General features: G+C 65.7%; 33 protein-coding genes, 1 tRNA gene and 1 pseudogene. 30 read left to right on the forward strand and 5 right to left on the reverse strand.

Annotated features, from left to right (window positions below):
• The 29 genes and pseudogenes from tuf to ACK4FB_RS11610 form a co-directional block, all read left to right on the forward strand.
• Positions 1–263, forward strand: a pseudogene (gene tuf, locus ACK4FB_RS11470) (elongation factor Tu); the annotation flags it as partial.
• 443 nt (positions 264–706) lie between these two features.
• The gene (locus ACK4FB_RS11475; protein WP_409752183.1) at positions 707–2,041 is read left to right on the forward strand and encodes a hemolysin family protein; all 1,335 of its coding nucleotides are present in this window, start codon (positions 707–709) and stop codon (positions 2,039–2,041) included.
• Between the two features lie 123 nt (positions 2,042–2,164).
• A tRNA-Trp gene (locus ACK4FB_RS11480) sits at positions 2,165–2,240 on the forward strand.
• A 151-nt stretch (positions 2,241–2,391) separates the two neighbouring features.
• On the forward strand, positions 2,392–2,613 hold the full coding sequence (secE, locus tag ACK4FB_RS11485) for a preprotein translocase subunit SecE (protein ID WP_409752186.1): 222 nt from the start codon (positions 2,392–2,394) through the stop codon (positions 2,611–2,613).
• A gap of 22 nt (positions 2,614–2,635) precedes the next feature.
• The gene (gene nusG, locus ACK4FB_RS11490) at positions 2,636–3,214 is read left to right on the forward strand and encodes a transcription termination/antitermination protein NusG (protein WP_409752190.1); all 579 of its coding nucleotides are present in this window, start codon (positions 2,636–2,638) and stop codon (positions 3,212–3,214) included.
• Positions 3,215–3,489: 275 nt separating this feature from the next.
• Positions 3,490–4,458: a GIN domain-containing protein gene (locus ACK4FB_RS11495; protein ID WP_409752193.1), complete on the forward strand. Its 969-nt coding sequence runs from the start codon at positions 3,490–3,492 to the stop codon at positions 4,456–4,458.
• A gap of 350 nt (positions 4,459–4,808) precedes the next feature.
• Positions 4,809–5,114, forward strand: coding sequence for a 30S ribosomal protein S10 (gene rpsJ / locus ACK4FB_RS11500; protein WP_021698470.1), 306 nt, complete (start codon positions 4,809–4,811; stop codon positions 5,112–5,114).
• Between the two features lie 22 nt (positions 5,115–5,136).
• Positions 5,137–5,895, forward strand: a complete 759-nt coding sequence (gene rplC, locus ACK4FB_RS11505) for a 50S ribosomal protein L3 (RefSeq protein WP_409752196.1) — start codon at positions 5,137–5,139, stop codon at positions 5,893–5,895.
• Complete coding sequence (gene rplD / locus ACK4FB_RS11510) at positions 5,892–6,530, forward strand: 50S ribosomal protein L4 (protein ID WP_409752199.1); 639 nt, start codon at positions 5,892–5,894, stop codon at positions 6,528–6,530. The genes rplC and rplD overlap by 4 nt, the downstream gene beginning before the upstream one ends.
• Positions 6,530–6,835, forward strand: coding sequence for a 50S ribosomal protein L23 (locus tag ACK4FB_RS11515; protein ID WP_409752202.1), 306 nt, complete (start codon positions 6,530–6,532; stop codon positions 6,833–6,835). Before rplD ends, ACK4FB_RS11515 begins: the two co-directional genes overlap by 1 nt.
• Before the next feature lie 4 nt (positions 6,836–6,839).
• Complete coding sequence (gene rplB, locus ACK4FB_RS11520) at positions 6,840–7,673, forward strand: 50S ribosomal protein L2 (RefSeq protein ID WP_409752205.1); 834 nt, start codon at positions 6,840–6,842, stop codon at positions 7,671–7,673.
• A gap of 3 nt (positions 7,674–7,676) precedes the next feature.
• Positions 7,677–7,955: a 30S ribosomal protein S19 gene (gene rpsS, locus ACK4FB_RS11525; protein ID WP_409752208.1), complete on the forward strand. Its 279-nt coding sequence runs from the start codon at positions 7,677–7,679 to the stop codon at positions 7,953–7,955.
• A 3-nt stretch (positions 7,956–7,958) separates the two neighbouring features.
• Positions 7,959–8,339, forward strand: coding sequence for a 50S ribosomal protein L22 (rplV, locus tag ACK4FB_RS11530; protein WP_292103345.1), 381 nt, complete (start codon positions 7,959–7,961; stop codon positions 8,337–8,339).
• Positions 8,339–9,091: a 30S ribosomal protein S3 gene (gene rpsC / locus ACK4FB_RS11535; protein WP_409752211.1), complete on the forward strand. Its 753-nt coding sequence runs from the start codon at positions 8,339–8,341 to the stop codon at positions 9,089–9,091. Before rplV ends, rpsC begins: the two co-directional genes overlap by 1 nt.
• 3 nt (positions 9,092–9,094) lie before the next feature.
• Positions 9,095–9,535, forward strand: coding sequence for a 50S ribosomal protein L16 (gene rplP / locus ACK4FB_RS11540; RefSeq protein WP_409752214.1), 441 nt, complete (start codon positions 9,095–9,097; stop codon positions 9,533–9,535).
• Positions 9,532–9,729: a 50S ribosomal protein L29 gene (rpmC, locus tag ACK4FB_RS11545; RefSeq protein WP_292103339.1), complete on the forward strand. Its 198-nt coding sequence runs from the start codon at positions 9,532–9,534 to the stop codon at positions 9,727–9,729. Before rplP ends, rpmC begins: the two co-directional genes overlap by 4 nt.
• Before the next feature lie 10 nt (positions 9,730–9,739).
• The gene (gene rpsQ, locus ACK4FB_RS11550; RefSeq protein WP_409752217.1) at positions 9,740–9,988 is read left to right on the forward strand and encodes a 30S ribosomal protein S17; all 249 of its coding nucleotides are present in this window, start codon (positions 9,740–9,742) and stop codon (positions 9,986–9,988) included.
• 18 nt (positions 9,989–10,006) lie between these two features.
• Positions 10,007–10,375 (forward strand): 50S ribosomal protein L14, encoded by a 369-nt coding sequence (rplN, locus tag ACK4FB_RS11555; RefSeq protein ID WP_021698481.1) that lies wholly within the window; start codon positions 10,007–10,009, stop codon positions 10,373–10,375.
• Between the two features lies 1 nt (position 10,376).
• Entirely contained in the window at positions 10,377–10,685 is a 309-nt protein-coding gene (rplX, locus tag ACK4FB_RS11560) for a 50S ribosomal protein L24 (RefSeq protein ID WP_021698482.1), read from the forward strand.
• Positions 10,685–11,245: a 50S ribosomal protein L5 gene (gene rplE, locus ACK4FB_RS11565; RefSeq protein ID WP_409752220.1), complete on the forward strand. Its 561-nt coding sequence runs from the start codon at positions 10,685–10,687 to the stop codon at positions 11,243–11,245. Before rplX ends, rplE begins: the two co-directional genes overlap by 1 nt.
• A 22-nt stretch (positions 11,246–11,267) precedes the next feature.
• Positions 11,268–11,573 carry a 30S ribosomal protein S14 gene (gene rpsN / locus ACK4FB_RS11570; RefSeq protein WP_292103337.1) on the forward strand — a complete coding sequence of 102 codons (306 nt, stop codon included), beginning with the start codon at positions 11,268–11,270 and terminating at the stop codon, positions 11,571–11,573.
• Between the two features lie 15 nt (positions 11,574–11,588).
• On the forward strand, positions 11,589–11,987 hold the full coding sequence (rpsH, locus tag ACK4FB_RS11575) for a 30S ribosomal protein S8 (RefSeq protein WP_021698485.1): 399 nt from the start codon (positions 11,589–11,591) through the stop codon (positions 11,985–11,987).
• Between the two features lies 1 nt (position 11,988).
• The gene (gene rplF / locus ACK4FB_RS11580; RefSeq protein WP_409752224.1) at positions 11,989–12,522 is read left to right on the forward strand and encodes a 50S ribosomal protein L6; all 534 of its coding nucleotides are present in this window, start codon (positions 11,989–11,991) and stop codon (positions 12,520–12,522) included.
• Between the two features lie 3 nt (positions 12,523–12,525).
• The gene (gene rplR, locus ACK4FB_RS11585) at positions 12,526–12,888 is read left to right on the forward strand and encodes a 50S ribosomal protein L18 (RefSeq protein WP_292103333.1); all 363 of its coding nucleotides are present in this window, start codon (positions 12,526–12,528) and stop codon (positions 12,886–12,888) included.
• Positions 12,889–12,899: 11 nt separating this feature from the next.
• Positions 12,900–13,508, forward strand: coding sequence for a 30S ribosomal protein S5 (gene rpsE / locus ACK4FB_RS11590; protein ID WP_292103331.1), 609 nt, complete (start codon positions 12,900–12,902; stop codon positions 13,506–13,508).
• Between the two features lie 5 nt (positions 13,509–13,513).
• A complete protein-coding gene (gene rpmD / locus ACK4FB_RS11595; RefSeq protein ID WP_409752227.1) occupies positions 13,514–13,708 on the forward strand; it encodes a 50S ribosomal protein L30 in 195 nt (64 codons plus the stop codon).
• A 163-nt stretch (positions 13,709–13,871) separates the two neighbouring features.
• Positions 13,872–14,399: a 50S ribosomal protein L15 gene (gene rplO, locus ACK4FB_RS11600; RefSeq protein ID WP_409693064.1), complete on the forward strand. Its 528-nt coding sequence runs from the start codon at positions 13,872–13,874 to the stop codon at positions 14,397–14,399.
• Between the two features lie 131 nt (positions 14,400–14,530).
• Positions 14,531–15,892, forward strand: coding sequence for a preprotein translocase subunit SecY (gene secY, locus ACK4FB_RS11605; RefSeq protein ID WP_409752230.1), 1,362 nt, complete (start codon positions 14,531–14,533; stop codon positions 15,890–15,892).
• A gap of 22 nt (positions 15,893–15,914) precedes the next feature.
• Positions 15,915–16,478 carry an adenylate kinase gene (locus ACK4FB_RS11610; RefSeq protein ID WP_409752232.1) on the forward strand — a complete coding sequence of 188 codons (564 nt, stop codon included), beginning with the start codon at positions 15,915–15,917 and terminating at the stop codon, positions 16,476–16,478.
• Positions 16,479–16,484: 6 nt separating this feature from the next.
• On the opposite strand, the gene ACK4FB_RS11615 is transcribed toward ACK4FB_RS11610, so the two are convergent.
• The 5 genes from ACK4FB_RS11615 to erpA form a co-directional block, all read right to left on the reverse strand.
• Positions 16,485–17,402, reverse strand: a complete 918-nt coding sequence (locus ACK4FB_RS11615; protein ID WP_409752235.1) for an alpha/beta hydrolase — start codon at positions 17,400–17,402, stop codon at positions 16,485–16,487.
• Between the two features lie 13 nt (positions 17,403–17,415).
• Entirely contained in the window at positions 17,416–18,081 is a 666-nt protein-coding gene (locus tag ACK4FB_RS11620) for an SdpI family protein (protein WP_409752238.1), read from the reverse strand.
• Positions 18,081–18,365 (reverse strand): metalloregulator ArsR/SmtB family transcription factor, encoded by a 285-nt coding sequence (locus tag ACK4FB_RS11625; RefSeq protein ID WP_409752242.1) that lies wholly within the window; start codon positions 18,363–18,365, stop codon positions 18,081–18,083. The genes ACK4FB_RS11620 and ACK4FB_RS11625 overlap by 1 nt, the downstream gene beginning before the upstream one ends.
• A gap of 70 nt (positions 18,366–18,435) precedes the next feature.
• Positions 18,436–19,269: a DUF5694 domain-containing protein gene (locus tag ACK4FB_RS11630; protein WP_409752245.1), complete on the reverse strand. Its 834-nt coding sequence runs from the start codon at positions 19,267–19,269 to the stop codon at positions 18,436–18,438.
• Between the two features lie 50 nt (positions 19,270–19,319).
• Positions 19,320–19,661, reverse strand: a complete 342-nt coding sequence (gene erpA, locus ACK4FB_RS11635) for an iron-sulfur cluster insertion protein ErpA (protein ID WP_409752449.1) — start codon at positions 19,659–19,661, stop codon at positions 19,320–19,322.
• 108 nt (positions 19,662–19,769) lie between these two features.
• On the opposite strand from erpA, the gene ACK4FB_RS11640 reads away from it, so the two are divergent.
• Positions 19,770–20,951 (forward strand): deoxyguanosinetriphosphate triphosphohydrolase, encoded by a 1,182-nt coding sequence (locus ACK4FB_RS11640; protein ID WP_409752248.1) that lies wholly within the window; start codon positions 19,770–19,772, stop codon positions 20,949–20,951.
• Positions 20,952–21,020 lie beyond the last annotated feature (69 nt).

The following is a 21,020-nucleotide window of genomic DNA, read 5'->3' on the forward strand; positions in this document are numbered from 1 at the left end:
AGGCCTACATCCTGACCAAGGAAGAGGGCGGCCGTCACACGCCGTTCTTCACGAACTACCGTCCGCAGTTCTACTTCCGCACCACGGACGTGACCGGCATCGTGCACCTGAAGGAAGGTGTCGAGATGATCATGCCCGGCGACAACGCCGAGCTGAACGTCGAGCTGATCACCCCGATCGCCATGGAAGAGAAGCTGCGCTTCGCCATCCGCGAAGGCGGCCGCACCGTCGGCGCCGGCGTGGTCGCGAAGATTACGGAGTAATCTGCGCGACGAGCGCCGTGCGCGGAAACCGCACACGGAGGCGGCGCCGGCGTGGTGGCCAAGATCACCGAGTAAGCTCGGTCTTCTGAACAGCCAAACAAAGCCCCCGTCGGAGCGATCCGGCGGGGGTTTTGCGTTGTGGGTCTCTCCCATCTCGAGAAGGGCGGGCGCGGTCTTCGGTTAATCTGCAACCTCGGGGCGAGCGCGCTTGCCGGAACCCATGGTCAGGGCTTTACGTTCGAAGCGGACGTTAAGGATCTGTAAACCATGCTGCGCGCCATCAGGATCGGCCTGTTCATAGGCCTCGTCATCGGCATGAGCGTCTGAGCGCCGCGCCCCCGGGCCGCGACCGAGGAAATCGTGGCGAAATCCGCGCCTATCGCCTAATGTGCCAATGCGGCAGCCGCTGATCGCGCCGCGTCTCCGGGTTCCGAACCCCCTAAATGTTACTCATAGCCATTGCTGTCGTTCTGCTCCTGATCGTGCTGAACGGGCTTTTCGCCATGACCGAACTGGCGGTCGTGTCTTCCCGGAAATCCAGGCTGCAGGCGCGCGCCGACCGGGGCGATCGGGGCGCGCGCAAGGCGCTGACGCTGTCGGAGGAGCCCACCCAGTTCCTCTCCTCGGTCCAGGTGGGCATCACCCTGATCGGCATTCTGGCCGGCGCCTACGGACAGGCGACAATCGCCGGGGAGATCAATGATTTCCTCGAGGCGACCTTTCCGGCCGCCGCGGCCTGGTCGGAGGTGTTCGCCACGGCCGCGGTGGTGGTCTGCATCACCTATGTCTCGGTGATCGTCGGCGAACTGGTGCCCAAGCGCATAGCCCTGATCTATCCCGAACCTGTAGCCTCGGTGATGGCCGCGCCCATCGCGGCCGTGGCCGTGGTGCTGAAGCCCTTCGTCATGCTGCTGACGGCGTCCACATCAGGCATACTGAAGGTGATGGGCATCCGGGATCGGGACGGGACCGACGTCACCCAGGAGGAGGTGGAGACCATCCTCGCGGAGGGCACCTCCGCCGGGCTGATCGAGCCCGAGGAACAGGTCATGATCGAGGAGATCCTGCGTCTGGGCGACCGGCCCATCCGCGTGGCCATGACGCCGCGCCCTGAAGTGTTCTGGGTCGCCCTGGACGACACCGAGGCGCAGCTGCGCGAGGAAGTCCGCACCTGTCCCTACTCGCGCATCGTTGTGGCGCGCGAGAGCGACGTGGATAACCCTCTGGGGGTGGTCCACAAGAAGGACCTGCTGGACAGCCTGCTGGACAACGGCGAGTTCAATATCGAGAAGCTGGTGGCCGAGCCTGCGGTGATCCCCCAGTCCACCTCCGTGCTGAAGGCGCTGGAGATCCTGAAGGGCTCCAAGGTCCACATGGCCTTCGTGGTGGACGAGTACGGCGCCTTTGAGGGGGTGGTCACCGCCACCGACCTGCTGGAGATGATCGCCGGGGATTTCAACGAGAGTCACGACGAGCCCAACGCGGACATGATCCGGCGCGAGGACGGCAGCTGGCTGGTGGACGGCCGCACTGACATCGACGAGCTGGCCGACGAACTGGGCGAGGAGTTCGGCGAGACGGACGGTTTCCACACCGTGGCCGGTCTGGTGCTGCACAAGCTGTCGCGGGTTCCCCACGAGGGAGAGGTCCTGCAGATCGGGCGCTTCGAGGTGGAGGTGCTGGACATGGATGACCGGCGCATCGACAAGCTCTTGTTCCGCCAGGTCATCGCCGAGGATCAGGAACGGGCGGCGCGGGAGGCCCAGGACCACGATTGACGCGGCATGCGCGCTTCCCCGCTTGAAATGCGGCGCGGCGTGGGGCATAGCCCCCGGTCTGGCGAAGGCCTTGCGCGCCGTGGGGTCCGCCCTTCCGGCGCGCTGTTCTTTGTCCGGGGCCATAGGAGTTTAGCTCAGCTGGTAGAGCACCGGTCTCCAAAACCGGGGGTCGTGGGTTCGAGTCCCTCAACTCCTGCCACCCCGTTGTCGCGACATGGGACCTTCCCCATCTGGCGATCCAGACACCTTTGAAGCGTTAGAGACGAAATTAGATGGCCAAGGCGAAATCTCCGGGCGGACGCCGCGGAGGAAACAGGACGCAGACGGCGGCGGCGGGCGCGGGACAGACCGTGACCGTGGACACCTCTGCGCCCAAGAAGAAGACTTCGCCGGCCCAGTTCCTGTCGCAAGTGCGCGCCGAGGGCCGCAAGATCACTTGGCCCAGCCGCAAGGAGACATGGATCACCTCGGTGATGGTCCTGATCCTCGTGATGATCGCGGCCCTGTTCTTCTGGGTCGTGGATTTCGGCCTGGGCATGGTGTTCCAGCAGATCATTTCCTTCGGCCGATAAAAACAAACAAGGAGACGCGCACGTGACCGATGCGACGCCCGAAACCAAGCCGAGCAACCCCCGGCACAAGTGGTACATCGTCCACGCCCACTCCAACTTCGAGAAGAAGGTGGCGCAGCATCTGCGCGACCAGGCCCGGCAGCAGGATCTGGAGCAGAATTTCTCGGAAATCCTGGTTCCGACCGAGGACGTTGTCGAGATCCGTCGCGGCCGCAAGGTGAACTCCGAGCGCAAATTCTTCCCCGGCTATGTGCTGGTGAAGATGGAGCTGACGGACGAGGCGTATCACCTGGTCAAGAACACCCCCAAGGTGACGGGCTTCCTCGGTTCGCAGGGCGGCACCCGTCCGCTGCCGGTCTCCGACAAGGAAGTCGAGCGGATCATCGGCGCGGTGGAGGAGGGCGTGGAGCGTCCCAAGCCCACGATCACCTTCGACATCGGCGAGACGGTCAAGGTCATCGACGGTCCTTTCGCCAGCTTCGACGGGGTGGTGGAAAGCGTGGACGAGGAGCGCACGCGCCTGCGTGTGGCCGTGTCCATCTTCGGTCGTCCCACGCCCGTGGACCTGGAGTACAACCAGGTCGAGAAGGTCTCGAACTGATCCAGCCCTTCTCCGGCGGGAGAAGGGGGCCCGCGCACGAAGGCGCTTGAGCGGCTTCGTTCTGGCGCGGGGATGAGGGCCGGGTGGCTGAGCCCTGCACTCCGACCCTCACCCTCCACGCAAGAAGCGGTCTGGTTCGCATCCCGCTGCGTGGATGCCGGCCCTCTCCCGGTGGGAGAGGGTTTCATGACACAGGGTTCATGACCTCGATTTAAAATGACTCCCGGCGCCCTTTGTGGCGACTTCCTGTCCAACACGGACAGGGAGAACACGTCATGAAACCCGCTTATCTGGTCGCCGCCGCCACCGCCGTCCTCGCCCTTGCGGGCGTCGCCCATGCGGGCGAGGTTGAAATCCGCGACGCCGTCGCCCGGGTGGTGGTGATCCCCGAGGACCGCACCGACATCGCCGTGGAGATCGAGCACGGCTCGTCCGGGCTGGACCGCCTGACCGTGACCCGGCGCGGGGCGGACGTGATCATCGACGGCGGCCTGTCGGGCAATGCGGTGCGCAACTGCACCTCCGGCCCCGCAAACGCCCGCCAGCCGGGCGAGGGCGCCCGGGTCGAGGTGCGCGGCCACGGAACCCTCAATGTCAGCGACGCGCCCCTGGTGGTGGTCCGCACCCCCCGCGAGGTGGACGTCAGCGCCGGCCAGTCGGGCGGCCGCCTGCGCATACTCGGACTGCGCAGCGGCTCGGGCGGGGCGGTGTTCGGCTCCATCGGCCGGGGCGCGAGCAGCATCGAACTGAGCAATCGCGGCTGCGGCGACTGGACCGTGGCCAACACCGACGGCGAGCTGGACATCAGCAACATGGGTTCGGGCTCGATCCGAGCCGGCAACTCAAGCTCGCTGGACCTGGCGGTGATGGGTTCGGGTGACGTAACGGCCGGTGCTACGGGTGATGCGGACATTTCCGTGATGGGCTCGGGGAATGTGACTGTCACCGCCGCACGCTCTGCCGACATATCGATCATGGGATCGGGCGACGTGCGCATCAATTCGCTGCACGCTGCAGACTTGGGTGTATCGATCATGGGCTCCGGCGCGGTCACGATCAATGGCGGAGAGGCCCGTCGGGTCGATGTCTCCATCGGTGGCTCGGGTGATGTCCGCTTCGATGGCCGAGCCGGTGATGTGAATGTCTCGGTCGGCGGCTCGGGCGATGTCTGGATCGCCGAAGCGACCGGCAGCGTCAACCGCCGCATCGGCGGCTCCGGCAATGTCCGCATCGGCAACCAGTAGCCTGGAGGCTCCATAGGTGTGCGAGGGCCTCGCGGCCGGTCCGCGGGGCCCTTTCGTCTTTCCGGCTTTTCCGGCCCCACTCCGCTTGACGAAAGCGGAATCAACCGTCATAAGCCCCCACTCTTGTTGGACCGGCTGTGCACCCCCGGGTGCAGACGCGGCCCGCAGGAACGACCTGAGACCCTGTTCTTTACAGTGCCCAGGATTTCACCGGCCTTCGCAGGTTCCTGCGTGGGCCGATCGTTTTTGCGGACGTGCGTACCCTGAGGGTCGAAAGACCCAAAGGCTCCGGTCTTTGAAATGGTTCACAGGGACGCGGTCCACCGACCGCTGTAGGAAAAACAACCGATATGGATCAAAGCATCCGCATCAGGCTGAAGGCCTTCGATCATCGCGTCCTGGACCATTCCACGCGCGAAATCGTCAACACGGCCAAGCGTACCGGCGCGACTGTTCGCGGCCCGATTCCGCTGCCGACTCTGATCGAGAAATTCACCGTCAACCGCTCGCCGCACGTCGACAAGAAGTCGCGCGAGCAGTTTGAAATCCGCACGCACAAGCGCGTGCTCGACATCGTCGACCCCACCCCGCAGACCGTGGACGCGCTCATGAAGCTCGACCTGTCCGCCGGCGTGGACGTCGAAATCAAGATTTAAGAGAGAAGAGGCGGGATCCGACATGCGTACGGGCGTGATCGCCAAGAAGCTGGGAATGACGCGCGTCTTCGCTGAAGACGGCGCGCACATTCCGGTCACCGTCCTGCAGCTTGATGGCTGCCAGGTCGTTGGCCAGCGTACCCAGGAGCGTGACGGTTACGTCGCGCTTCAACTGGGCGCCGGCTCCAGGAAGGCGAAGAGAACCAACCAGGCTCAACGAGCTGTCTTCGCCAAGGCTGAAGTCGAGCCGAAGCGGTATGTGACCGAGTTCCGCGTGTCGGAAGACGCGCTGATCGACGTGGGCGCCGAATTCACGGCCGACCACTTTGTGGCCGGTCAGAAGGTGGACATCCAGGGTCTGACCATCGGCAAGGGCTTCGCCGGCGCCATGAAGCGCTGGAACTTCGGCGGCCTGCGCGCCTCCCACGGCGTGTCCGTGTCGCACCGTTCGCACGGTTCGACCGGTCAGCGTCAGGATCCGGGTAAGGTCTTCAAGGGCAAGAAGATGGCCGGTCACCTGGGGCAGGAAACTGTCACCCAGCAGAACCTGACCATCGTCCGCATCGACACCGAGCGCGGCCTGATCCTGGTCAAGGGCGCCGTGCCCGGCCACGACGGCGCCTATGTGAAGGTGCGCGACGCGACCAAGAAGGCTCACGCCGACCTGCCGTTCCCCGGCGCGTTCAAGAAGTCCGGCGCAGAAGCCGCTTCGCAGCCCGCTGACAAGCCGGCCGACGAAGCCGTGGCGGCTGAAGCCTCCGAAGGCGGTGAAGAGCAATGAAAATCGCTGTAACCAATCTCGACGGCAAGAAAGCCGGCGACATCGAGCTGAACGACGCTGTGTTCGGCATCGAGGACATTCGCGGCGACCTTCTGGCCCGTGTGGTGAACTGGCAGCTGGCCAAGCGCCGCGCCGGCACCCACAAGGTCCAGACCCGCAACGAGAACAGCCGTACCGGCAAGAAGATGTACAAGCAGAAGGGAACCGGCGGCGCACGCCACGGTTCGCGTCGTGCGCCCCAGTTCGTTGGTGGTTCGCGCGCCTTCGGCCCGATCGTTCGCGATCACGGCTTCTCGCTGCCCAAGAAGGTCCGGGCCCTGGCCCTGCGCCACGCCCTCAGCTCCAAGGTCAAGGCCGGCGAGCTGGTGGTGGTGTCGGACCTGACGGTCAAGGAAGCCAAGACCTCCGCCCTGCGCGCCACCTTCGGCAACCTGGGATGGGACAAGGCCCTGATCATCGCGGGTCCGGAAGTGGACGCCGGCTTCGGTCTGGCCGCCCGCAACATTCCGCACATCGACGTGCTGCCGAACGCCGGCCTGAACGTCTATGACATCCTGCGCGCGAACAAGCTGGTCCTGACCAAGGCCGCCGTCGAGGCGATCGAGGCCCGCTTCTCCGAGAAGGAGGCCGCATAATGGCTGCCGCTCAACCCACCGCCCGTCATTACGACACGATCCTGGCGCCGCTGATCACCGAGAAGTCGACCCTGCTCTCCGAGCAGAACAAGGTCGTGTTCAAGGTCGCGGGGACCGCCACCAAGGACGAGATCGCCGCTGCGGTCGAGAGCCTGTTCAAGGTCAACGTCGTCAAGGTCAACACCCTCGTCCAGAAGGGCAAGACCAAGCGGTTCCGCGGCATCAAGGGCCGTCGGAACGATATCAAGAAAGCGATCGTGACGCTGGCCGACGGCCAGTCAATCGACGTCACCACGGGGCTCTGAACCGATGGCTCTGAAGACATTCAATCCGACATCGCCGGGCCGTCGCGCCCTGGTGCTGGTCGACCGCTCCGAGCTGCACAAGGGCCGCCCGGAAAAGTCCCTGACCGAGGGCCTGACGAAGTCAGGCGGCCGCGGGCAGGGTGGTCGCATCGCCGTCCGCTTCCGCGGCGGCGGCGCCAAGCGCCTGTACCGCAAGATCGACTTCAAGCGTCGCAAGTTCGCCACGGCGACCGTCGAGCGCCTGGAATACGATCCCAACCGGACCGCGTTCATCGCCCTCATCGTGTATGAGGACGGGGAAAAGGCTTACATCATCGCGCCGCAGCGCCTGAAGGCCGGCGACCAGGTCGTCGCCGGTGAAAAGGTCGATGTGAAGCCGGGCAACGCCGCCCCGCTGCGCTCGATCCCCGTCGGCACCATCATCCACAACGTGGAGATGAAGCCGGGCAAGGGCGCCCAGCTGGCCCGTTCGGCCGGCGCCTACGCCCAGCTGGTCGGCCGCGATCAGGGCTACGCCCAGATCCGTCTCGGCTCGGGCGAACTGCGCATGGTTCTGGATACCTGCATGGCCACCATCGGCGCCGTGTCGAACCAGGACCACATGAACCAGAACCTGGGCAAGGCGGGCCGCAAGCGTCACATGGGCTTCCGTCCGCACGTCCGCGGCGTGGCCATGAACCCCATCGACCACCCGCACGGTGGTGGTGAGGGACGCACCTCGGGCGGCCGCAACCCGGTCACCCCGTGGGGCAAGGACACCAAGGGCGCCCGCACCCGCAAGAACAAGGCGACGGATAAGTTCATCATCCGGACCCGCCACGTGAAGAAGGCTCGCTAACCGATGGCTCGTTCATCCTGGAAGGGCCCGTTCGTCGACGGGTATCTGCTCACGAAGGCCGAGGCCGTACAGACCTCGGGCCGCAAGGACGTGATCAAGACCTGGTCGCGCCGCTCCACCATCCTGCCGCAGTTCGTCGGCCTGACCTTCGGCGTCCACAACGGGCAGAAGCACATCCCCGTGCACGTGTCCGAGGACATGGTCGGCATGAAGTTCGGCGAGTTCGCCCCGACCCGGAGCTTCCCGGGTCACGCGGCGGACAAGAAGGCGAAGAGGAAGTAAGCCATGGGCAAGTCCTCCAATCCGCGCCGCGTCGGCGCCGCCGAAGCCCGCGCCAAGCTGGTCAATGTGCGCATCAGCCCTCAGAAGCTGAATCTTGTCGCGCAGTCGATCCGCGGCCTGCCGGTCCAGAAGGCGCTGAACGAGCTGGAATTCAGCCGCAAGCGCATCTCGACCGACGTGCGCAAGGCGCTGTACTCGGCCGTGTCCAACGCCGAGAACAACCACAACCTCGACATCGACAACCTGATCGTCGCCGAGGCTTTCGTGGGCAAGAACATGGTGATGAAGCGTTTCGCGAGCCGTGCTCGCGGTCGCTCGTCGCGCATCCTGAAACCGTTCAGCGAGATCACCATCGTGGTCCGTGAAGCCGGCGAGGCCGCCTGATGGGACAGAAAATCAATCCGGTCGGCTTCCGACTGGGCATCAACCGCACCTGGGACAGCCGCTGGTTCGCCGGCGACAAGGACTATGCGCGCCTGCTGCACCAGGACCTGAAGCTGCGTGAGTACCTGAAGGAGCGCCTGTCGGGCGCCGGGGTTTCGCGCATCATCATCGAGCGTCCGCACAAGAAGTGCCGCGTGACGATCTACGCCGCCCGTCCGGGTGTCGTGATCGGCAAGAAGGGCGCCGACATCGAGAAGCTGCGCAAGGACATCGCGGCGATGACCGAAGGCGAGGTTCACCTGAACATCGTCGAGGTCCGCAAGCCCGAGACCGACGCCCAGCTGATCGCCGAGAACATCGCCCAGCAGCTGGAGCGCCGGATCGCGTTCCGCCGCGCCATGAAGCGCGCGCTGCAGTCCGCCATGCGTCTGGGCGCCAAGGGCGTCCGGATCAACGTGTCGGGCCGTCTGGGCGGCGCGGAAATCGCGCGGATGGAATGGTATCGCGAAGGCCGTGTGCCGCTGCACACCCTGCGCGCCGACATCGACTACGGCTTCATCCAGGCCAAGACGACCTACGGCATCATCGGTGTGAAGGTGTGGGTCTTCAAGGGCGAGGTGCTGGAGCACGACCCGATGGCGCAGGACAAGCGCTGGGCGCAGGAAGCTTCCGGCCCGTCGTCGAATGAAGGCCGCGAGCGTGGCCCCCGCGGTGATCGCGGTCCGCGCCGTGACCGGGGACGTGAGAGCTAAGTCATGCTGCAACCCAAAAAGACCAAGTACCGCAAGGCGTTCAAGGGCCGCATCCACGGCTCCTCGAAGGGCGGCTTTTCGCTGAACTTCGGCTCCTACGGCCTGAAGGCCATGGAACCCGAGCGCATCACTGCGCGTCAGATCGAGGCGGCCCGCCGCGCGATCACCCGCCAGATGAAGCGCCAGGGCCGTGTGTGGATCCGCATCTTCCCGGACGTGCCGGTCTCCGGCAAGCCTGCCGAAGTCCGCATGGGCAAGGGCAAGGGCGCGGTGGATCACTGGGCCGCCCGCGTGGCTCCCGGCCGCGTGATGTTTGAAATCGACGGCGTGCCGGACGACGTGGCCCGCGAGGCGCTGCGCCTCGGCGCCGCCAAGCTGCCGATCCGCACCAAGGTGGTCACCCGCCTTGACGCCGGCGTCGCGCATACGGAGCACGCGGCATGACCAAGATCGCCGACCTGCGGGGCCAGACCCCGGACCAGCTGTCCGACGAGCTGATCAAGCTCAAGAAGGAACAGTTCAACCTGCGCTTCCAGGCGGCCACCGGCCAGCTTGAGAAGACGCACCGCGTCAATGAAGTCCGCAAGGACATCGCCCGCGTCTCGTCGCTTCTGCGCGAGAAGCAGGCGGCCTCGTAAGGAAACGAAGATGCCCAAGCGTATTCTCGAAGGCGTGGTCGTGTCCGACAAGGGCGACAAGACCGTGGTGGTCCGCGTCAACCGCACCATTCTGCACCCGCTTCTGAAGAAGACGGTGCGCCTGTCCAAGAAGTACCACGCTCACGACGAAGCGAACGTCGCCAAGGAAGGCGAAATCGTCCGCATCGCCGAGTGCGCCCCGAAGTCCAAACTGAAGCGCTGGGAAGTCGTCTCCGACGCCCAGGCCTCGGCCAGTTAAGAAGAAGGATCGGATCCCATGATCCAGATGCAAACTAACCTGGAGGTGGCCGACAATTCGGGCGCTCGCCGGGTCATGTGCATCAAGGTGTTGGGCGGCTCCAAGCGCCGCTACGCCTCGGTGGGCGACACGATCGTCGCTTCCGTCAAGGAAGCCATCCCGCGCGGCCGCGTGAAGAAGGGCGACGTCGTGCGCGCCATCGTCGTGCGCACCGCCAAGGACATCCAGCGCAAGGACGGATCGGTGATCCGCTTCGACAAGTCCGCCGCTGTCATCGTCAACAAACAAAACGAGCCGGTCGGCACGCGGATCTTCGGCCCGGTTCCTCGCGAACTGCGCGCCAAGAACCACATGAAGATCATCTCGCTGGCTCCGGAGGTCCTGTAACATGGCCGCCAAGATCAAGAAGGGCGACAACGTGATCGTCCTGACCGGCAAGGACAAGGGCCGCACGGGCCAGGTGGTCAAGGTGCTGCCGTCCGAGAACCGCGTCGTCGTCCAGGGCGTCAATATGGTCCAGCGCCACACGCGCCCGACCCAGGCTGACCCGAACGGCGGCATCAAGCACAAGGAAGCCTCGCTTCACCTGTCGAACGTCGCGATCGCCGACGCCAACGGCAAGGCGACGCGCGTGGGCTTCAAGGTGGAGAAGGACCAGAAGGTCCGCTTCGCCAAGACGACCGGAGACGTCATCTGATGGCCACCGAAAAGTACACCCCCCGGCTGAAGGCCGATTATCAGGACCGCATCCGGGCCCTGATGACCGAGAAATTCGGCTACACCAACCCGATGCAGACGCCCCGCCTGGACAAGATCGTCCTGAACATGGGCATCGGCGAAGCGGTGGCGGATTCGAAGAAGGCCACCACGGCCCTCAAGGACCTGACCATGATCGCCGGCCAGAAGGCGGTGCCGACCAAGGCCCGCAACTCCATCGCCGGCTTCAAGCTGCGCGAAGGCATGGTCATCGGCGGCAAGGTCACCCTGCGCGGCGACCGCATGTACGAGTTCCTGGACCGTTTCATCACCGTGGCCCTGCCGCGGGTGAAGGATTTCCGGGGCCTGAAGGGCACCTCCTTCGATGGTCGCGGCAACTACGCCACCGGCCTGCGGGAGCACATCGTGTTCCCGGAGATCAACTACGACCAGATCGACCAGATGTGGGGCATGGACATTGTCGTCTGCACCACGGCCAAGACCGATGAGGAAGCCAAGGCTCTTCTCACCGAGTTCAAGTTCCCGTTCGTGACGAACTGAGCGGGAAGGGAAAAGAACCGATATGGCTAAGAAATCCGCCGTCAACCGCAACGAACGCGTCAAGAAGCTCGTCGCGCAATACGCCGAGAAGCGCGCCGCGCTCAAGGCGATCGCCAACGACGAGAGCAAGCCGCTGGAAGAGCGTTTCGAGGCCCGCCTCAAGCTCGCCAAGCTGCCGCGCAACTCGGCCGCCGTTCGTATCCGCAACCGCTGCGAGGTCACGGGCCGTCCGCGCGCCTACTACCGCAAGCTCAAGATGAGCCGTATCGCATTGCGCGAACTCGCATCGCTGGGACAGATCCCCGGCATGACCAAGTCCAGCTGGTAAGGGGAGCGAACAGACATGATGATCAACGATCCCCTGAGCGACATGATCGCCCGCATCCGGAACGCCGCCATGCGCAAGCGTTCCAAGGTGCTCACCCCGGCTTCCCGCCTGCGCCAGCGCGTCCTGGACGTTCTGCAGGACGAGGGCTACATCCGCGGCTATTCGCTGGTTCAGAACCCCGGCGAGTTTCCGCAGTTCGAGATCGAGCTGAAGTACTTCGATGACCAGCCGGTCATTGCGGAAATCAGCCGCGTGTCCAAGCCTGGCCGCCGCGTCTATTCGGCCATCGGCGACCTGAAGCCGGTCAAGAACGGCCTGGGCATCTCGATCCTGTCCACCTCCAAGGGCGTCATGTCCGACACGGCGGCCCGCGAGGCCAATGTGGGCGGCGAAGTCCTCTGCAAGGTGTATTGATATGTCCCGCATTGGCAAGAAAACCATCTCCGTGCCCAAGGGCGTGACCCTGACCCTGAACGGCCAGACCGTTTCGGTGAAGGGGCCCAAGGGCGAGGCGACCTGGACCGTGGTCGAGGACATCGAGGTCAAGCACGAGGGCGACGAGCTCTCCCTGACCCCGCGTTCGGACACCCAGCGGGCCCGCTCCATGTGGGGCCTGTCGCGCACCCTGGTCGCCAATATGGTGACTGGCGTGACCGACGGCTTCGAGGAGACCCTGGAACTGGTGGGCGTGGGCTACCGCGCCGCCATGAAGGGTCAGTCGCTGTCCCTGCAACTGGGCCTGAGCCACGACGTGGATATCGCCCCGCCCGCCGGCATCACCTTCGCCGTGCCCAAGCAGACCGAGATCAAGATCTCGGGTTCCGACAAGCAGTCGGTGGGCCAGATCGCGGCGGTGATCCGCAAGCTCCGTCCGCCCGAGCCCTACAAGGGCAAGGGCATCCGTTACGCCGGCGAAAAGGTCCGGCGTAAGGAAGGCAAGAAGAAGTAAGTCATGGCTCTCTCTTCTATCCAAACCGCAAAGCGCCGCAGCGAGCGCACCCGTCGTCGCCTCAAGGCGGTGGCCAACGGTCGTCTGCGCCTGTCTGTCCACCGTTCGGACAAGAACATCTCGGCCCAGATCATCGACGACGCCAAGGGCGTCACGGTGGCTTCGGCCTCCTCGCTGGAAGGCGAGAAGGGCAAGAAGAACAAGGGCTCGGATGTCGACGCCGCAACGCGCATCGGCAAGTTGATCGCCGAACGCGCCATCGAAAAGGGCGTCAAGGACGTGGTCTTCGACCGCGGCGGCTACATCTATCACGGTCGGGTGAAGGCGCTGGCGGAAGCCGCGCGTGAAGCCGGCCTGAACTTCTAAGGAACCGCAGCATGGCGCACCAACCCCAACGCGGCGGCGGCGGCAACGATCGCAATCGTCGTGACAACCGCAACGCTCCCCAGGCCGACGGCCCGGACAGCGACATCGTTGAAAAGCTGGTCCACATCAACCGTGTGGCCGCGACCGTCAAAGGCGGCCGTCGTTTCTCGTTCGCCGCCCTGATGGTGGTGGGCGACGGCAAGGGCCGGGTCGGCTTTGGTCATGGCAAGGCGCGTGAAGTGCCGGAAGCCATCCGCAAGGCGACGGAAGAAGCCAAGAAGACGATGATCCGCGTTCCGCTTCGCGAGAACCGCACCCTGCACCACGACGGCAACGGCCGCTGGGGCGCCGGCAAGATCATGGTCCGCGCGGCGCCTCCCGGCACCGGCATCATCGCGGGCGGCCCGATGCGCGCCGTTCTCGAGACCCTGGGCGTGCAGGACGTGGTGGGCAAGTCCACCGGCTCGTCCAACCCCTACAACATGATCCGTGCGACCTTCGAGGCGCTGAAGGTCCAGTCGTCCCCCCGTCAGGTCGCGTCCAAGCGCGGCAAGAAGGTTTCGGATCTGCTGGGTCGCCGCAACGACGGCGCCTCGTCGCCTGAAGCCGTGGAGGGCTGATAGAGATGGCCGCCAAGGACAAGAAGACCGTCACCGTGCGTCAGGTCGGAAGCCCGATCCGTCGCAAGAACGACCAGCGCGCCACCCTGGCGGGCCTGGGCCTGAACCGCATGGGCCGTGAGTCCACGCTGGAGGACACTCCTTCGGTGCGCGGCATGATCGCCAAGGTCGCCCACATGGTGGAAGTGGTCGAGAAGTAAATCGCTACGCGAAGTGGCGAGTGATGAGTGGCGAGTGACGAGCGTGGGGTGATCGGTTCAGCCGATTTTCCTTGACTCGCCACTCATCACTCGCCACTCGCCACTTTCTTTTTTCTGCCGAGTCTGGCTTCGCCAGGCGCGAGAACCCGAAAGGATCAGGCACATGAAACTGAACGAAATCCGCGACAACGAAGGCGCCCACAAGAAGCGCATGCGTGTCGGCCGCGGCCCCGGCTCCGGCAAGGGCAAGACCGCCGGACGCGGCGTCAAGGGCCAGAAGTCCCGTTCGGGCGTCGCCATTGGCGGCTTCGAAGGCGGGCAGATGCCCCTGTACATGCGCATGCCCAAGCGCGGCTTCAACAATCCGAACGCGCTGAAGCTGGCCGAAGTGAACCTGTGGCGTCTGCAGGACGCCGTGGACGCCGGCAAGCTGGACGCCAAGGCCGAGATCAACGGCGACGCCCTGGTCGCCGCCGGCGTTCTGCGCCGCACCCGCGACGGTGTGCGCGTGCTGGGCACCGGTGAACTGAAGGCCAAGCTGAACCTGGTCGTCTGGTCGGCTTCGGCCGGCGCGAAGAAGGCCATCGAGGCGGCGGGCGGCTCGGTCGTCGAGCAGCGCATCGCCGCCGAGGAAGCCGCCAAGGCGCGCGTCGACAAGCGCAACGCCGCCCGCGGCAAGCCCAAGGCCTGAGACCCGTGTCATCGCGGCCCGGCGCCGCGCGCCAGGTTCGCGATGACGATTAGATAAAGGCGGCCCTCGCATGGGGGCCGCTTTTCACCTATCTGACGTCGAACCGTCAGCGTCCTCGGGGGACACACAATATGGCTTCGGCCGCCGAACAACTCGCCGCGAACATGAACATCGGCTCCTTCGCCCGCGCGAAGGAACTGCACAAGCGCCTCCTGTTCACCCTGATGGCGCTGATCGTGTACCGCATCGGCACCTACATCCCGATCCCGGGAATCAACTCGCAGGCGTTCCTGGATTTCTTCGGAAACCCGGACCAGCAGCGGGGCATCCTGGACATGTTCAACATGTTCTCGGGCGGCGCCGTGGAGCGGATGGCCGTGTTCGCCCTGAACGTGATGCCCTACATTTCGGCGTCCATCATCGTGCAGTTGATGCAGGCGGTCTATCCGCCGTGGGAGAAGCTGAAGAAGGAAGGCGGCGAGGCCGGCCGCAAGCAGCTGAACCAGTACACCCGCTATCTGACCGTCGTGCTGGCCATCGCCCAGTCCTTCGGCATCGCCGTGGGCCTGCAGAACTCGCAGGGCATGGTCGATCAGCCGGGCGTGTTCTTCGTGCTGACCACGGTCGTGACCCTGACCGGCGGCACCATGTTCCTGATGTGGCTGGGTGAGCAGGTGACGGCGCGCGGCGTCGGCAACGGCATCAGCCTGATCATCTTCGCCGGCATCGTGGCGGTCCTGCCCAGCGCCATCGGGCGTCTGCTGGGCCTGGCCCAGGAAGGTCAGATCTCGGCCTTCGCCCTGTTGTTCATCACGGTCCTGTCCATCGCCGTGGTGGTGTTCATCGTGTTCATGGAGCGGGCCCAGCGTCGTCTGCTGATCCAGTATCCCAAGCGCCAGCAGGGCAACCGCATGGTCGGCGGCGAAAGCTCCTTCCTGCCCCTGAAGGTCAACACCGCCGGCGTCATCCCGGCCATCTTCGCCTCGTCGCTGCTGATGCTGCCGACCACGGTGGCGGCCATGGCGCCCCAGGCCAACATGGGGCCTTGGATGCAGTGGCTCGTGGGCCAGATGCAGCACGGCCAGCCCGTGTTCATGGTGTTCTATGGCGCGCTGATCATCTTCTTCTGCTTCTTCTACACCTCCATCACCTTCAACCCGGAGGACACGGCCGAGAACCTGCGCAAGTACGGCGGCTTCCTGCCGGGCATCCGTCCGGGCAAGCGCACGGCGGAGTATCTGGACTATGTGCTGACCCGTCTGACCACCATCGGCGCGGCCTACATCACGGCGGTCTGTCTGCTTCCGGAGTTCATGATCACCCGCTTCGCCAGCCTCGGCTATTTCGGGGGCACCTCGCTGCTGATCGTGGTGGTGGTGTCCATGGATACGGTGGCGCAGATTCAGTCTCATCTTCTGGCGCACCAGTACGAGGGCCTCATCAAGAAGGCCAAGCTGCGTGGTCGGGGGGCCCTGGCGCCCGGCCGCAAATAAAACCGGCCGGGAGGGCTGCGACGTGAACATCATCCTGTTTGGACCGCCGGCGGCGGGCAAGGGAACACAGGCCAAGCGGCTGGTTGAACAGCGCGGCATGGTCCAGCTGTCCACCGGCGACATGCTTCGCGCGGCCATCGCCTCGGGGTCGGAGCTGGGTCAGACGGTCAAGGACGTGCTGGCGCGCGGCGATCTGGTCACCGATGAGATCGTCATCGCCCTGATCAAGGAGCGTCTGCCCGAGGCTGACGCCGCCGGCGGCGCCATCTTCGACGGCTTTCCCCGCACCGTGGCCCAGGCCGAGGCGCTGGACGCCATGTTGGCCGAGCGGGGCAGCGGCATCGACAGGGTGATCCGGCTGAAAGTGGACGACGCCGCCCTGATCAGCCGCATCGCCAAGCGCTTCGCCGAACAGGGCCGCCCGGACGACAATCCCGAGACCTTCAAGGACCGGCTGGGCGTCTACAACCGCCAGACCGCGCCGCTGCTGCCGTACTACGAGGACGCGGGCAAGCTGGTGGAGATCGACGGCATGGGCGGCATCGACGAGGTCGCCGCGGCCCTGGACGCCATCCTCGACGCCTGACCGGCGTCAGTTCTCCAGAATGAACGCCGCCACCGCATCCGCCAGGCCCTCAGCCAGCGGGGCGTCGGGATCGGCGTAGACGGCGATGTTGCCGGCGCGGTCTGCGGGCGCGGCCTTCAGCACGTGATTCACGCCTTCGAGATCAAGCCGCCGGGCGTTCGGCTGAGCTGCGGCCAGCGCTTCTGCGTCGGCTTCGCCCACCTGAATGTCGCGCCCGGCGTGGACGATCAGCATGGGCCGCTCATAGGCCGCCGCCAGTTCTCGCGGATCGTGCCGGAACCAGGAGATCAGGTAGGGCTGTACGGAGGGGCGGAACAGCGCCTCAAGACCCGCCACGGGCTCCACGGTCCGCCCGGCTTCCAGTTCGGTCAGGGCGTGCATGGCCTGATCGTTCATGGGCTGGGGCAGGGCGGCCAGCTGTTCGCGCAAGACATCCGCCGCCGGGCGTCCGGCCGACGCCAGCAGCACGACGCCGCAGACCTGCGGATTGTCTGCGGCCGCGACCTGGGCCACCAGCCCGCCCTCGCTGTGGCCCATCAGCCAGACGCAGTCCCGGCCGGTGCGCGCCGTCAGATCTGCGGCCCCGGCGCGGGCGTCCTCGACCATGTGATCGAACCGCAGCGCATCTTCGGACAGGGTCGCGGCGGCGCTGGCGCCCACGCCGCGCTTGTCGATGCGCACCGTGGCCACGCCTTGCCCGGCCAGCCCCTCGGCAAGCAGACGCAAGGTCGCGGCCCGGATGGCGGGCAACTGGTCGCCGTTGCGGTCCGTGGGACCGGAGCCGGGGATCAGGACCGCCGCCGCCTGTGTCTCGACGGGCGTCAGCAGCGTGCCGTGCAGGGGCGCGGGCTCCGAGAGGATGAAGATGTCCTCCGAAACCGGCGCGGACTGGATCAGGGCGGCCAGGGCGATGGCGCTGAGCATGGGAGTCACCGGGTCAGAAGGGTTGGCGATCAGGGTCTGCGCGCCACACGCGCCAGCTTTCAAAGCCCGCCCAGATGGCGGCGACGAAGATGGCCCCGATCAGGACCAGCATGCCGGCGGGCTGGGGCGAGAAGGGCGCGGCCACGATGCCGGTCAGGCCCAGAAGGCTGAACAGCCGCCCGGCCAGTCGGTTGGATTTTTCCCACGCCAGCTTGCTCTTGAAGGCCCAGGGCGTGCGCACGCCGATGACGACGTTCGGCCCCACGCGGCCCAGAAAGGCGCCCACGGCAAGGAACAGCAGACTCACGCCGCCCATCTGCAGGGCGGGCGAGGGCAGGGCGCCGCCGGTCATCAGCATCACCATGAAGGCCGTCGTTGCGGCGATGGTCAGAAGGGTGACCAGCTGTCCAGCCAGCAGGCCCCGGCGTCGTGAGACGTCGTTTGTGCGGCGGGCGTAATGGGCGAAGCCCCAGCCGACGCCGGCCAGCATCAGGCCCATTGAGCCGATCACCAGCCCCGCCTCCATCCGGTCCCCGAAGCGCGTGGGCGTCCCATCGGCGCTGTAGTGCATGGGAATGGCGCCTTGCGGCCCGGACAGGAGCATCCAGGCGGCGTAGGCCAGGATGGCCAGGCTGGCCGCGGCCGTGGCCAGGTCGATCAGGTTCAGTCGCTGGTTCATCACCCCTCCTTGTCGTTCATGTCGTCGCGCGAGCCGGTCAGATCCATCAGGAACGCCAGCGCCTCCTCTACCGCCGAGATGTCGAGCCGATAGCGGATGGACGATCCATCCCGCTCGGCGCTGACCAGCCCGGCGTCCTTCAGCGCGGTCAGGTGCCCGGTCACTGTCGGCCAGGCCATGTCGAAGGCCGCGGCGATGTCGCCGGACGCCATAGGGCCTGCCCTCAGCATGGCGATGATGCGCCGCCGCACCGGATGGGACAGGGCCTTGAACACGCTGTTCATAGGGAGAAGGCTAATTAGGAACTATCCTAAATGCAAGCCGCCTCACATCAGGCTCTGGAGAGGCGACCCTTCAGTCGGCCAGATAGGGCAGGGGATCAGCCAGGGTTAGCCAGGGGGTGTCGCGGATCATCTGTGCCAGGGTGGGGATATGGCCTTGGCCATAGAAGACGACCACGCGCCGAACGCTCCCGTCACTTTCCTCCACCTCGCGCAGGATATTCTGGAAGATGAGGATGTTGCGTTCGTACCAGTTGGCGATGGTGTGCGCCCCGCCCTGGTTCTCGTCCTGCCAGACGCGGATCAGGTGCCGCATGTAATAGTCGTGGTTTGCGGTGAGGGCCTCGGGGGAGTTCATCCATGCGAGGAAATCCCCGATGCTGCTTTCGGCCAGGCGGCGTCCCTGTTCGCCGATGACCCACTGGCCATAGGCGTCGATTTCGGCGTTGAGTTCGCGGATGCGGGCGTCGGGATCGACGTTCACGGCGCCGTGCTCATCGGCGAAGAAGGGGGTCTGGACGTCGATGGACGCGATCCGGTCGTGGTCGAGTCTGTTCGCCAGACGGAAGCCCAGCTGCACGACCTCGTTGCGGCTGTCGCGCTGTCCACCGTCGCGGTATTCCCCGTACTCGGCGTTTGTACGGGCCGTACTCTGACGGGTCCATTCGACCATGACCAGATCCGGGCCCCAGGCGGCCAGCCGCTCGGTCATGGCCGAGATTTCGGCCTGGCGACGATCCGACAGCACGTCGTCCGCCTCCATGTTGAACTGATCCGCCCCGGGGTTGTGCATGTGGTAGACGCCAACCAGCATGACCTCCGCGAGCGGTTCGGGCCGCTGATCCGCCCTCACGGCGGTGGCCAGGATGCAAGAGGCGGCGGCGATGAGCGAAACGAGGATTTTCATGCCCTCACGCTACCTTGGAAATGCCCGATCGCAACCCGGTCAGCTACGCCTCAGATCGAAAAACTGACGCCGCAGCCGCAGCTGGAGGCCGCATTGGGGTTGCGCACCACGAACTGGGCGCCGGCCAGTTCGTCCACGAAGGCGATCTCCGAGCCCTTGAGGAAGGGGATGGAGACCGGATCGATGAGCACGGTCTGGCCGCCCCGCTCGACGCGCAGGTCATCGTCCTCGGCCGCCTCCACCAGTTCGAAGCGGTACTGGAAGCCCGAACAGCCGCCGCCGTCCACGGCCACGCGCAGCATGACCGTGCGGCCCTCGTCCGCCGAAAGCTCGGCCAGACGGCGGGAGCCGCTTTCGGACAACGTTATGCCCTCGGGCGCGCGCGGCGCAATGCTGAGGGCCAGGCCGGCGGGGATGATGGGTTGGACGGTGCTCACGTCCCTCTATATGAGGCGCGTGCGGGCGTTCGCAAAGGCCCGCGATCAGACAAAGACGCCTAAGTGACCTTGTCCGCCCAACGCGCCCCCTATGCCGAGACCCCTGACGCTTCCCGGGGCCGGCTGTTTCCCGAGACCGTCAGCCGCACCCGCAACGCCTTTGCGCGGGATCGGGACCGCATCATCCACTGCACCGCCTTTCGCCGCCTGAAGGAAAAGACCCAGGTGTTCGTGGCCCACGAGGGCGACCACTATCGCACCCGCCTGACCCACAGCCTGGAGGTGGCCCAGATCGCGCGGTCCATCGCCCATGCGCTGAAACTGGATCAGGATCTGGCCGAAACGGTCGCCCTGGCCCACGACCTGGGCCATCCGCCGTTCGGCCATGCCGGCGAGGACGAGCTTCAGCTGTGCATGGCGGCCCACGGCGGCTTCGACCACAACGTCCAGACCTTCCGCGTGGTGACGAAGCTGGAGGAGCGCTATCCTGCCTTTGACGGTCTGAACCTGAGCTGGGAGACCATCGAGGGGGTGGTCAAGCACAACGGGCCGGTGACGGACCAGCTGCACAAGCCGTCCTGGCGCGCCATCGCCGACTACGGCGCCGAATGGGACCTGCGGCTGGACAGCTTCGCCTCGCTGGAGGCCCAGGCGGCCGCCATCGCCGACGACATCGCCTACAACAACCACGACGTGGACGACGGGGTGCAGGCGGGGCTGTTCCGTCTGGACGACCTGAATGACGTGCCGCTGATCGGGCCGATCCTGCACGGCACGCGTAAGGACTGGCCCGATCTGGACAACCGCATGATCCGGCTGGAGGCCGTGCGGCGCATGATCGGGGCCATGATCGACGATGTGTTGGCCGAGACCGAGCGCCGCATCGCCGAGGACGGGATCAGGACGGCGGAGGACGTGCGCGCGGCCAGCCGCACCCTGGTGCAGTTCTCCGGGCCCATGATGGAGGATTTGGGGCGGCTGCGGGCGTTTCTCTACGAGCGCATGTACCGCCACTACCGGGTCAACCGCACCCGCAGCCAGGCCAGACGCATCCTGTCCGAGATGTTCGCCCTGTTCATGCGCGAGCCCGACGTCCTGCCCCCGGAATGGAGCGGCAAGGCGAAGAACGACGACCCCGACCGGCGCGCCCGGGCGGTGTGCGACTACATCGCCGGCATGACCGATCGCTACGCCATCGAGGAGCACCGGAAGCTGTTCAGTCTCGACCTGCAGCTCGATCTGTGATTCGACTTAGAACGAAGGCCGGGCGGGGCGTAAGATAAGGGTTCGATCCCGCGATTCGCGGGCGGCCTG

This window comes from Brevundimonas sp., assembly GCF_046299535.1.
Taxonomy (GTDB): domain Bacteria; phylum Pseudomonadota; class Alphaproteobacteria; order Caulobacterales; family Caulobacteraceae; genus Brevundimonas.